Annotated in this window: 12 protein-coding genes and 1 other RNA gene; 2 read left to right on the forward strand and 11 right to left on the reverse strand. The window is 53.5% G+C overall.

Annotation, left to right across the window (positions count from 1 at the left end):
- Positions 1 to 21: 21 nt before the first annotated feature.
- The 11 genes from PMI41_RS08530 to PMI41_RS08575 form a co-directional block, all read right to left on the reverse strand.
- A complete protein-coding gene (locus PMI41_RS08530) occupies positions 22 to 1455 on the reverse strand; it encodes a UDP-N-acetylmuramoylalanyl-D-glutamyl-2,6-diaminopimelate--D-alanyl-D-alanine ligase (RefSeq protein WP_008123783.1) in 1434 nt (477 codons plus the stop codon).
- Entirely contained in the window at positions 1452 to 2921 is a 1470-nt protein-coding gene (locus PMI41_RS08535; RefSeq protein WP_008123786.1) for a UDP-N-acetylmuramoyl-L-alanyl-D-glutamate--2,6-diaminopimelate ligase, read from the reverse strand. Before PMI41_RS08535 ends, PMI41_RS08530 begins: the two co-directional genes overlap by 4 nt.
- A gap of 72 nt (positions 2922 to 2993) precedes the next feature.
- Positions 2994 to 4733 carry a penicillin-binding protein 2 gene (locus PMI41_RS08540; protein ID WP_008123788.1) on the reverse strand — a complete coding sequence of 580 codons (1740 nt, stop codon included), beginning with the start codon at positions 4731 to 4733 and terminating at the stop codon, positions 2994 to 2996.
- Positions 4733 to 5146: a hypothetical protein gene (locus PMI41_RS08545; RefSeq protein WP_008123792.1), complete on the reverse strand. Its 414-nt coding sequence runs from the start codon at positions 5144 to 5146 to the stop codon at positions 4733 to 4735. Before PMI41_RS08545 ends, PMI41_RS08540 begins: the two co-directional genes overlap by 1 nt.
- Positions 5147 to 5149: 3 nt before the next feature.
- Entirely contained in the window at positions 5150 to 6187 is a 1038-nt protein-coding gene (gene rsmH / locus PMI41_RS08550) for a 16S rRNA (cytosine(1402)-N(4))-methyltransferase RsmH (protein WP_008123793.1), read from the reverse strand.
- Positions 6187 to 6630, reverse strand: coding sequence for a division/cell wall cluster transcriptional repressor MraZ (mraZ, locus tag PMI41_RS08555; RefSeq protein ID WP_008123795.1), 444 nt, complete (start codon positions 6628 to 6630; stop codon positions 6187 to 6189). The genes rsmH and mraZ overlap by 1 nt, the downstream gene beginning before the upstream one ends.
- Positions 6631 to 6993: 363 nt before the next feature.
- An RNA gene (gene rnpB, locus PMI41_RS24230) (RNase P RNA component class A) lies at positions 6994 to 7426 on the reverse strand.
- Between the two features lie 87 nt (positions 7427 to 7513).
- Positions 7514 to 8275, reverse strand: a complete 762-nt coding sequence (locus PMI41_RS08560; protein WP_008123797.1) for a transglycosylase SLT domain-containing protein — start codon at positions 8273 to 8275, stop codon at positions 7514 to 7516.
- A gap of 214 nt (positions 8276 to 8489) precedes the next feature.
- A complete protein-coding gene (locus PMI41_RS08565; RefSeq protein ID WP_008123799.1) occupies positions 8490 to 9254 on the reverse strand; it encodes an N-acetylmuramoyl-L-alanine amidase in 765 nt (254 codons plus the stop codon).
- Positions 9241 to 9960, reverse strand: a complete 720-nt coding sequence (locus PMI41_RS08570) for a DnaJ family molecular chaperone (RefSeq protein ID WP_008123801.1) — start codon at positions 9958 to 9960, stop codon at positions 9241 to 9243. Before PMI41_RS08570 ends, PMI41_RS08565 begins: the two co-directional genes overlap by 14 nt.
- 120 nt (positions 9961 to 10080) lie before the next feature.
- Positions 10081 to 10443, reverse strand: coding sequence for a hypothetical protein (locus PMI41_RS08575; protein ID WP_008123802.1), 363 nt, complete (start codon positions 10441 to 10443; stop codon positions 10081 to 10083).
- Positions 10444 to 10619: 176 nt separating this feature from the next.
- Between PMI41_RS08575 and PMI41_RS08580 the strand changes: the two genes are divergently transcribed.
- Together PMI41_RS08580 and PMI41_RS08585 are read left to right on the forward strand one after the other, a co-directional pair.
- Positions 10620 to 11120 (forward strand): GNAT family N-acetyltransferase, encoded by a 501-nt coding sequence (locus PMI41_RS08580; RefSeq protein WP_008123804.1) that lies wholly within the window; start codon positions 10620 to 10622, stop codon positions 11118 to 11120.
- An 86-nt stretch (positions 11121 to 11206) separates the two neighbouring features.
- On the forward strand, positions 11207 to 11653 hold the full coding sequence (locus tag PMI41_RS08585) for a MarR family transcriptional regulator (RefSeq protein ID WP_008123805.1): 447 nt from the start codon (positions 11207 to 11209) through the stop codon (positions 11651 to 11653).
- Positions 11654 to 11698 lie beyond the last annotated feature (45 nt).

An 11698-nucleotide genomic window follows, 5' to 3' on the forward strand; every position in this document is an offset into this window, starting at 1 on the left:
CCTTTCCCCATCCCCGCAGGCTCACTCGGCTGGAGCGAGAGGTTCGGCGGTGTTGTATTTCTGCAAGAGCGTTTTGACGATCTGGGAGAAGCCGGTCCCCTTTGACGACTTGATCATGATCACGTCTCCGGCTCTGATCGTATTTAGCAATTGCGGTTGCAATTCTTCCACGCTCTGCCTGTATTCGGCATGAATTTCAACCGGCATGGCCGCTTTCAGAGCTGCCATCTCCGGTCCACCGAGAAAAACCATGTTGATATTGTTGACTGCGATCACCGAGGACAATTCCGCATGCAGCTTCGGAGATTGTTTTCCCAACTCCAGCATATCGCCCAGAACAGCAATCCGACGCCCTTTGCCAGTTGGAGTTGCTGCCGCCAGAAGCTCGACCGCCGCACGCATCGAAGCGGGATTGGCATTGTAGCTTTCGTCAATCAGCGTAAATGTGCCCTTTGCGATCTCAAGCGTATGACGCTCACCGCGACCGCTTTCGGCCCGCAGGGATGAAAGAGCCAAGGTCACCTTGGCCATATCCGCGCCGGTCAAATGTGCAGCGCCCAGAACAGCAAGAACGTTTTGAACGATATGACGCCCCGGCGCCCCGATCTTTGCCACAACCTCTTCGCCAGCAAGGCGGGCGGTCATGCACGAGCATTCGCCGTGAAGTTTCAGCTTCATCAAGCGATAATCGGCGCGGGCGTTCTCGCCAAAAGACTTGATGTGTTCGACACCAGCTTCTAGTGCAAGCTTTTCCAGGAATTTGTAGTGCTTGTCATCGCGATTGATCAGCGCATAACCACCGGGCAGTAGACCGTCGAAAATCTCTGCCTTTGCAGTTGCGATTTCCTGCAGGCTTTTGAAGTGCCCCATATGAGCAGGTGCTATCAACGTGATCACCGCCACATGAGGGCGCACCATTTTAACCAACGGACGTATTTCATCGGGATGATTCATTCCGATTTCGAATACGCCGTAATCCGTGTCTTGCGGCATGCGTGCCAGCGTCAGCGGCACACCCCAATGGTTGTTGAACGAAGCAACTGAAGCGTGAACCTTGCCCACTTCTGACAAGACATGGCGGAGCGCTTCTTTTGTCGTCGTCTTGCCAACAGAGCCGGTCACCGCAATGATTTGTGCATGCGAGCGGGCACGCGAAGCCAAGCCAAGCCGCGTCATAGCAGCAAGAACGTCGTCCACGACTATCATTGGTGCTTTCAGCTTGCCGAGGGCTGGCAACTTCGCCTCTGCAACAACCAGCAATGCAGCGCCCGCGGCAACTGCTGCCGTGGCATAGTCATGACCGTCGAGCGCATCGCCCTTGATAGCAAAGAATGCCTCGCCATCCCGCAACGTACGCGTATCAATGGAAATACCCGTAATGCCTTCCGGAAGCTCACCAACGGGCCTGCCGTTCATCGCCGCAATCATTGCATCCGAAGACCACAGAAGGCTCATATACCACCCTCCTGCGGAAGGCGATCTTTCAGTGCCTGAGCCACTTCGACGTGATCGGAGAAAGGCAGAACCGTATCGCCTACAGTCTGCCCCTCTTCATGGCCTTTGCCTGCAACGATCAAGGTATCACCGGACTTCATCATTGCCACCGCTTCGCGGATCGCTTCGCGCCGGTCGCCAATTTCACGGGCACCTGGAGCGGCAGCAAGAATTTCAGAACGAACTGTTGCCGGCACTTCAGACCGGGGGTTATCGTCGGTCACGATCACAACATCAGCCAGCCGTGTTGCGATTTCACCCATCATGGGGCGCTTGCCTTTGTCACGGTCACCACCACAACCAAAGACGACAATAACGCGGCCTGTTGTAAAGGGACGGACTGAAGTCAGCACATTTTCGAGCGCATCCGGCTTGTGGGCGTAATCGACATAGGCGGGAGCCCCCTCTTCCGTCGCTCCAACGAGGTCCAGTCGGCCAGGAGCGCCCTTGAGGCGTTCAAGACCGCGCATTGCGGCTGCGGCTGGAACACCTGTTGCAATCGCCAGTCCCGCAGCAACAAGTCCGTTGGCAACCTGAAAATCACCGGCAAGCGGCAATGTTATTTCATAAATCTCACCGGCAATATGGACTTCGACATGCTGTCGGAAGCGCTCATGCTCAACACGCTTCAAAGAGATGAAATCCCCCTTGCGCCCGACAGTCAGCACCTTGCAACCAGCTTCAGTTGCAGCCGCTATGGTCGCCTTGGAAAACGGGTCATCAGCAAAGATGACCGCTGGAGCACCTTTTGGCAAAAGCTCGGTAAAAAGACGTAGCTTTGCGGCGTGATATTCTTCAACTGTCGCGTGGTAATCCATATGATCGCGGCCAAGATTTGTGAATGCACCGGCCGAAAGCTTCACGCCATCGAGGCGGCGCTGGTCAAGGCCATGCGACGATGCTTCCATGGCGGCATGGGTGACACCCTCAGCAACAAGTTCACTCAACAGCTTGTGCAGTTCCACCGGGTCCGGTGTCGTCAGCGAGCCATAATCATCGCGTGTTGGAGAAACCACGCCTGTGGTGCCAATGCTGGCCGATGCAAAGCCTGCCTGCGCCCAGATTTGACGGGTAAATGATGCGACAGATGTCTTTCCGCTGGTTCCGGTTATGGCAACCATGACGTCTGGCTGCCGCCCGTAAAAACTTGCTGAAGCGAGCGCCAGTGCACGGCGCGGATCGTCTACATAGATGATCGGTGCGCCGATATTCCCCAGTTTTGCATCGCTTGAGGTGATGATGACCGACGCGCCACGTTTGACGGCATCCTGGGCATAGGCAATACCGTCAGCCTTCACACCCTTGAGTGCTGCAAAAACGTATCCCTTCTGAACCTGCCGCGAATCCGACGTCAGGCCAGTAATGATCCTGTCTCCCAATTCGGAGACTGCCAAGGCGGGGATGCCGTTAAGTTCTTTCAATTTCATGGCCGGACTGAAACCTATTCTTTCCCGTGAATTCGGCCGGATAACGCTTCTTTCTGATTCGTTTTCCGGGACTTACTGATTAAAGTTCACCATCATTGGAGCAGATATTTGTTCTTCATTGAAATCCGGCTGCACACCAAGGAATGAAGCCGAGCGCCGGATGATTTCCTGAACCATCGGCGCAGCGTTGAAGCCGGCAGTTGCGCCAATCTTCCCGGCTTCGGCCTTCGGTTCGTCCACGATGGTCAACACGACATATTCAGGCTTATCGATTGGAAATGCGGCAACAAATGCGTTGAACCTGACATCCTTGGAATAACGGCCGTTGATAACTTTTTCCGCTGTTCCGGTCTTGCCACCAACACGATAGCCCGGAACAGTTGCGCGATTACCGGAACCACCGGAGCCCTTTTCCGCGTTCAGGCGATAGAGATAGCGCATGTCCTCGCTGGTCTTTTCGCTCACAACCTGCTTTGCAACCTTATTGGCTTCTTCAATAGTTCTTGGCAGGAAGGTCGGGGGCATCAACCTGCCGCCGTTCATGAGCGCAGCAGCACCGACCGCAGTCTGCAAGGGAGTGGTTGCCATGCCGTGACCGAAAGCGATGGTGATGGAGTGAACCTTCTTCCAGACTTTCGGCTCCATTGGACGTGCCACTTCCGGCAATTCCGTTACCATACGATCCAAGAGACCCAAGCGATGCAGGAACTCGCGGTGACCATCAATGCCAACGACGTCTGCTTCCTTTGCCGATCCAATATTGGATGAGTAAATGAACACTTCCGGCAATGTCAGAACACGGCCCTTGCCGTGGAAATCCCGGATCGTCTGGCGACCAATGGTGATGGGCCGACGCGCATCGAACGTGCTTTGCAGATTGACTTTACCGGAGTCGAGCGCCATGGCAGTCGTGAAGCTCTTGATTGTAGAGCCCATTTCGAAAGCACCGGCAGACATACGGTTAAGCCGGTCTTTCTCCAGCGCATTATATGGGTTGTTCGGATCGAAATCCGGCGCCGAAGCCATGGCGAGAATCTCGCCGGTCTTGACGTTCAGCACGACTGCACCAGCAGCAATAGCGCTATATTTCTGCATGGCTTGAACAACCACATCACGCACCACGTGCTGCACACGCAGATCAATGGAAAGCTTCACAGGCTCAAGCGAGCGGCTGTCGGCCAGCCCGGCATCACGCAGATCCGACAAACCATGTTCGTCGATATATTTCTCCATACCGGCAATGCCCTGATTGTCGATATTTACGAGGCCAAGAATATGCGAAGCCGTTGGACCACCGGGATAGAACCGCGCTTTCTCAGTGCGAAAACCGATGCCGGGAATGCCCAGCGCCATGATTTGGCCTTTTTGTTGCGGCGTCAGACCACGTTTCAACCAGGCAAATCCCGCCTTGCTTTTCAGGCGACTATAGGTCTGCTCAAAATTGAGATCGGGAAGAACGGTTGAAAGCAATTCAATCGCTTCATCTGGATCAATGATTTTCTTCGGTTCAGCATATAGCGAATTCGTCTTGATATCAGTCGCCAGTACTTCACCGTTCCGGTCAAGAATATCGGGCCGAGCAGCCAGTACTGTACCGGTCGGACCATTATAGCCGGTCGTATCTTCCTGTATGCCATAATAGATCAACCTGCCGCCGATGACACTGTAGATGCCGACGAAGCAGGCTATTGCCATCACAACACGATTACGTGCGCGGTTGCCTGATTTTTTCCGCTTTGCATCCAGAGCCAAAGCCGGTGCAACACCGGTTTCGAGCTCAGCCTTTTTCCGCTTAATCCAAACAGCAGCCATTATTGCGCAGCTCCTTTTGGTGCGGGTGTCGATTTCTTGGCAACACTTCCGGTAAGCGTTGCGTCTGGCTTCAAATCCTTGGCGCTCGCCTCCGTGATGATATCGGCAACAGAGTCAAAGACGACCGGCTTGGGTTGCGGGAGATCATTAAGGTTGATGATCTGATTGGCCTCAACCAGCTGAAGATCTAGTTGCCCTTGAAATGTCTCAACCAGTTTTTGCAAACGATTCGGCTGCGTCAGCAGGCTCCAGTCAGCTTTAAGGAGATCAATCGTATCGGTCTCGTCCGAGATCATGCGCTCAAGCTTCGTCACCTGATTCATCTGTTTCTCGGCGTCATGCTTGATTTTATAGGTTATCGATGCCGCCGCTATCATCAACCCGATCAAAATGATGTCGAAGGTACGCAGCACTGGTCAGCTCCCCATTTTCTTTTGAGACTGGGTTTCATGAAATATGGGCAGATTGGGAAGGCCATAAATCGCGTGATCTTCGGCAAGCGTTGCGCTGTCCGTCCGAATTCCGGCACGAAGCTTGGCAGAGCGCGCACGCGGATTACGCGCCGATTCAGCTTCACTCGGCGCAACAATTCCCTTGCCAACAGGTGTGAAAGTCGCACGGCGCTGTTCAACCTGCGGCAGATGGCGTGAACCACCGCCTGCGCCCGATCGATCCGCAAAGAAGCGTTTGACGATACGATCTTCCAGAGAATGGAATGTGACGACGACAAGTCGCCCGCCGGGCTTTAAAACGCGCTCGGCAGCATGCAGTGCACGCACCAGCTCACCAAGCTCATCATTGACGAAAATGCGCAGCGCCTGAAAAACCCGTGTTGCAGGGTGGATCGGCACTTTAGGATTTCTTCCCACAAGCGCTTCGATTGCATTTGCCAGATCGCGGGTACGATGAAATGGTTCGGTTGCACGTCGCTTGTCAATCATGCGGGCGATGCGACCTGCATTGCGCTCTTCACCAAGAAAATTGAAGATGCGTGCCAAATCACCAATTTTCAGGCGATTGACCACGTCCGCTGCACTAGGCCCCGCGCTGGACATACGCATGTCGAGTGGCCCGTCTTTCTGGAAGGAAAAGCCGCGTTCAGCCTCGTCGATCTGCATGGATGAAACGCCGATATCGAGAACGATCCCATCAGGAGCACCAAGAAGCGCAACATGATCCAAAGTGGAAAACGTGCCCTGAACGAGTGTCAGCCGTCCTGCATATTCCTTCTCCATCGCACGGCCTGCTGCGATAGCTGAAGGGTCACGATCAATTGCCGTAACATTGGCACCTGTTTCCAGAATGCGTCTGGTGTAACCACCGGCACCGAATGTGCCATCAATAATCCGTTGCCCTTTTTCAGGCTGCAAGGCTGTGATGACCTCGTCAAGCAGGACCGGAATGTGGCGGTCATCCGCATTCATGGAGCCATCATCCTTGCCGGCTGCATTCATCAGCTTGTCTCCAAGCGGCGTTTTTCCGCCAGCCGGGCGCGAACCTTGCTGCGATGCGCCTCGAACTGATCCGGTTGCCAAATCTGAAAATGTGTATTCGCTCCCGCAAACGTCACATCCGTGGAAATGCCCGTATGCTCCCGCAGGAAATCCGTCACCGTGATCCGCCCATCCGCGTCCAGTTTGAGAAAACTGCCATCCGCGTGCAGATAGAAGGACATGTCGTCTGCTGTTTCCGCGAAAGGGTCCGCGCTCTCCAGAGTCTTGTCGAAGCGTGTCAAGAGTTCGGGTCCGCCCACATCCAGAGCAGGCAGATGCAGCGAACGCAGTGCGTAGAGTTCCGTATGGCCGGCGGACTGCACAATCAGACGGAATTGAGCCGGAACGGAAACCCGTCCCTTTGCATCGATCCTGTTCGTCATATGCCCGAGGAACCGGTTCAAAGCTCAACCCCGCCGTTCTGACCCCAAGGGTCTTCGATAATCCTGCGCCCGCTGTGCCCGGTAACCGAGCAGAGCGATTCTCATAAGCGCGCGTCGAAACCCCGGCGAAATGCCGGCCCTGCATGGCAAAATCCAATGTCGGGAAACACCGTGTCGACTGAACGCTACTGATGAAATCAATCGATATCATGGGGCACTATGGGCGTCAATGGGATTAGAGTACACATGGTGGGAGCAGCCTGCAAAATCAGACACACTTCCGGCGATTCTGAATTTATCCCTCATTAAGCTTAATGAAGCGTTAGGAATCGCAATCCCGATGAACTCCCTTTCGGGAGAATGATAAACAATCGGAGAGTTTAAAGTGCCAGCTGGCCTGTAAGCCGGGTTCTGTATGGCCGGACTTTCATCCGGCGCGGCAGCCATTCATCTTGGACGGATGTTACCATCCGCCTCCTGCAACCTACCCGGACGACTGACCCGGAAACTGATCGCCTGGCTTTCGCCCGGCACGCCGTCCCTATTCGGTTTTGCTCCCGGTGGGGTTTGCCTTGCCACCCCTGTTACCAGTGGCGCGGTGGGCTCTTACCCCACCCTTTCACCCTTACCCCGTCATTCCTTGCGTCCATTCGAACAGAATTCGACACAACGAAAGACGGGGCGGTTTCCTTTCTGTGGCACTTTCCCTGGGGTCACCCCCGCCGGACGTTATCCGGCACCGTGTTTCCATGGAGCCCGGACTTTCCTCACATGCCGCCTTTCGGCGTATGACATGCGCGGCTGCCCGGCCAGCTGGCGCCCGTATAAATGCTTATCTTCCAGAAAAGGCAAATGAAAAAGACCGGAAATTGATCCGGCCTCCTCATTGTAACAGATTAAATGCTTAGTTAGCTGCCATCTGTGACTTGACCTTGGCGCAATAGTTCGCCGAAATCGGGTTCATCCGCGTAGCGCCGTGGCCTGCATTGTAACGCAGGATAGTGCCGCAAGTCGTTCCGTTGCCAAGCTTGTGCGCTCCGGCAAGATATTTCATACCCCAGCGAATATTTGTATCCGGGTTGTAAAGTGCCTGACGGCTACCCGTGTAACCCAAGCCCTTGGCAGTGGAATATTTGATCTGCATCAAGCCAACTTCACCGGCACGGCCAGTCATATCGGCGCGGTAGTTGCTTTCAACGCGGACAACCGCATGAGCGAGCGCAATCGGCACACCATAGGACGATGCATAAGACGTGATGATGCTGGAATACTTGGTTGAACCACCTGCAGACGCAGCAGCAGATGCAACGCTGCCAGTTGTCATAGTGTCGACACGGCTGCTTACTGTCGTGGTTTTGAAGCGAGCCTTTGCCTGAACAACCGGACGCTTGGAGCCTGATGCTTTCTTGTAGCTGCGCTGAGTTTTTACTGAAACTTTTTTAGCGGATGACGCCTTTGCGCTCACCTTTTTGCCTTGGCTTTTTTCGCTGGCCTTCTTTGCTGTTTTTTCAGTAGCTTTTTTCTCGTCTGATTCAACCTTTTTGGCCTTCAGATAATCGGCCAGGTTAGTCGGTTGAGCGTCTACTGGTTTACTGAACGCTGAATTTGAGCCGAACAAAGCCATCGCCCCCACAAGGGCGCAAATCATACCAAATCTATTTTTCATCGTTTTCCGTTTAATTGCTTGGGCCGCACGAAAGATGCGCGCCGGGATAGTTCCGAGCCCAAAAATTGAAAAGGGCATACCCGAAACACTGGCTAAGGATTTGACGGTCCAATGCAGCCGAATGGTGATCCATCAAATAACTTTGTGTAACCCATTGAAATATATATGCTGCAATGCACAAAATTATTCAAAAAAGAATTTAAACTTCAATAAGTTATACAGACAGTGCAGGAAGCGAAGAAAGCAGTTTGTGCAGCGTTTCGATGGTTGACATATCCGCGACTCCATCAACTTTTGTGGGTCGAAAGTGGCGCTGAAAGGCCAAAACACTCAATTCTGTCGCATTTCCGAAGACCCCATCAATGGGTACGCCATAGCCATAGAGTGCCAGCATCGACTGCAAGGCCTCGACTGGCTGCCCTTGATCTCCAGCAGAAAAGAACCGCCCACCGCGCACAGGGGCCGGATCAACCCAATGCCCAACGCCGGCGTTGAACAGGACGGGCCAAGGAAATTTCTCGCCGGGGTCAATCTTGCGGGCGGGTGCAACATCCGAATGTGCAAGCACGTTTTCGGGCCGGATACCGTGGCGCGAGATTATGCCCTTGCAGAGATCGATGACCGCATCGACCTGTTCACCTGGAAACATCGGGAATGCGAGCAATGGCCCGCCATTGACAATTTCAATCCCGACGGAGCACGAATTGATATCCGTCTCCCCCTTCCACGACCCCTTCCCTGCATGCCACGCACGTTCAGTTTCGGGCACCAGCTGCACGATTCTGCCGTCCTCATGGACGACATAATGTGCCGAAACTTCACTTTCCGGATTGGCCAGCCAGTTTTCCGCAGCTTCGCCTGTCTCCATACCCGTATAGTGCAGGATAAGGATATGCGGGCGCTTGCCATCCTTCCGGGGACCGAAATTTGGCGAGGCATGAACGGCAGCGCGTAAATGATCAGGCTTAAACGCGTTCATATGCCTTCAGGTCTTTTTCGACTTTTTCCCAAGCCGCATTGATAGCTGCTATTCGTTGATTGGCGATAGCAATGAATTCCTCAGGCACACCGCGCGCAATCAGCATATCAGGGTGATTTTCCCTGACCAGCGCGCGATATTGCTTACGGGCCGTCTCGAAATTCACGTTTCGACCAAGACCGAGCACAAGATAGGGATCTGCCTGCCCCCGTCCGACATGCCGCGCGAGAATGCGATCAAACTTTTCTTCATCGAGAGCAAATATCTCTGCCACCGTACCAAGAAACGTCAGTTCCTTATCGTGCAGGGCGCCGTCTGCCTTGGCAATGTGAAATAGCCCGTCCAGCACATCTTCCAGCATCTGGCAGTTGCGATGGCCAGATCCGCACAATGAGGCAAGCTGTGCTGCATAGGCCTCGTAACCGGCAACATCCTGCTTTGCGAGATTATAAAGTCGCGTCACCTGATCCTGATACTGTGCGGGAACGTGAAAAATATCGTGAAACGCGTTGACTTCGGCTTGTGACACGACGCCATCCGCCTTGGCCATTTTGGCAGACAAAGCGATCATGGCGATCGAGAAGGCCACACGCCGGCGCGTTTCGAGGTCGCCCTCAAACGCGGTTCGCACGGCCTCAATGATGCTGGAGAAAGCATCGACTGCTGTGGTGGTGATAAAATCGCTGATGCGGCGCCAAATCGACATGGCTCTGTTTTATTCAAATTCTTTCGCAATTGCGAGAGAGATATTCACGCATCAAAACTGTTTGATATGAAATGGCGCAGGTACGGCAAATTATGGCCTGCCGTACCTGCTGATTAAATTTTATTGAACGCCGAGCGCATCCTTGATGGCTTTTTCGGCTGCATCGGCGGCCGCCTTGATCTGGTCGGCTGTCTGTCCGGCAGCTTTCGCTGCGTCTTCAGCCGCCTTACGGCCAGTTTCGATAGCCAGCTGCTTTTGCTCAGCTGTCATTGTTGCAGCCTGCTCTTTGATGGTCTTCATAGCATCTTCAGCAGTCATTGGCTTTGCCGGTTCAACTGCCGTAGGGGCTGGTGCTGGCGCTGGCGCAGGTGCAGGCGCTTCAGTGGTGGCTGGTGCCTGCTCAGACTTCTGCTCACTTTCGCCGCAACCGGCCAATGCCAAAAGCGAGACGGTTGCCATAGCGATAACAAGTTTGTTCTTCATAAGTTTAATCCTCTCCTAGGTACTCAAGTGGCCCCTCGAATCCACTCTATCTGAAATAAGGCAGAATGGAGTTCTGTTTTCATTTTCGATCAACTCTTATGTGGATATCTCTTTGTAAACATGGCGGCATTCGTCATTTCTCTGTCAAGAATATGCAACATTGTGGAGGTGGCCGCATGAATATCCTGATCCGTATACTGGACAGCAAAGATGCAGAAATTTTCCAGGAATTGCGCCTGCGCGGATTGAAGACCATGCCGGAAGCATTCGGTTCGAGCTTCGAAGAAGAGGTTGATCTCCCCATAAGCGAGATTCATCGCCGCCTTGATACCAGGCCAAACGCCGTTTTCGGCGCATTTTCCGGACAAGAACTGGTTGGCGTTGCGGGCTTTGCCGGAAATCCCAAAACCAAGCAAAGGCACAAGGGTCTGTTATGGGGTGTCTATGTCGATGAACAATGGCGCGGACATCAGCTGGGCAAACGACTCACACAAGCAGTTATCGACTACGCCCGGGAACATGTCGACACATTGCACGCCACGGTTATGGCTGCGAATATTTCTGCGCGAACACTATATCTGGGCTTGGGGTTTACGGTTTTCGGCGTAGAGAAGGATGCTTTGCGTATTAACGGACAGTCTTATACAGATGAGCTTCTACGTCTCGACTTTCGTTAAAAAGCGCTCCTGACCTTGATAACAAGCTCAATTGAAGTTATATCGCGTGTTAATAATTAGCAACCTACTTATTACATGGCTACCTTATGGCACATCGCGGTTTGCATTTCATTTTCGTGGACGAATTGAGCAGAGCCAGCAGAAAGCTGCGCACACATTTTGATTCGCGTGTGAAAGAGCTAGGCCTGACACAGGCTCGGGCACGAACATTGATGCTGTTGGACAGGCTGGAAGTCCTCAACCAGAAAGAGCTGGCGGAAGAACTGGATATAGAAACACCAACCATGGTGCGCCTGCTTGATGGTCTGGAAGGTCAGGGTTTCATTCAGCGCAAAGAGGCGGAAGGCGACCGGCGCGCCAAGGAAATCCACATAACACCGACTGGAAGGACGCTGGCCAAAAAGGTCAATCACCTCGCTCAGAAACTTCGTGCTGACGTTCTGGCCGGTATCGGGGATGAGGATTTGCAGAAGACAATTGATGTCCTTCAGTCAATCAACAGCAATATCGGCGAACTCGACGGGAGGGACTGAGTTGCGATGATTCCCGAAGCTGAATTTGTCGGTTACAACCCGATC

The sequence above is a fragment of the Phyllobacterium sp. YR531 genome (genome assembly GCF_000282595.1).
Classification (GTDB): domain Bacteria; phylum Pseudomonadota; class Alphaproteobacteria; order Rhizobiales; family Rhizobiaceae; genus Phyllobacterium.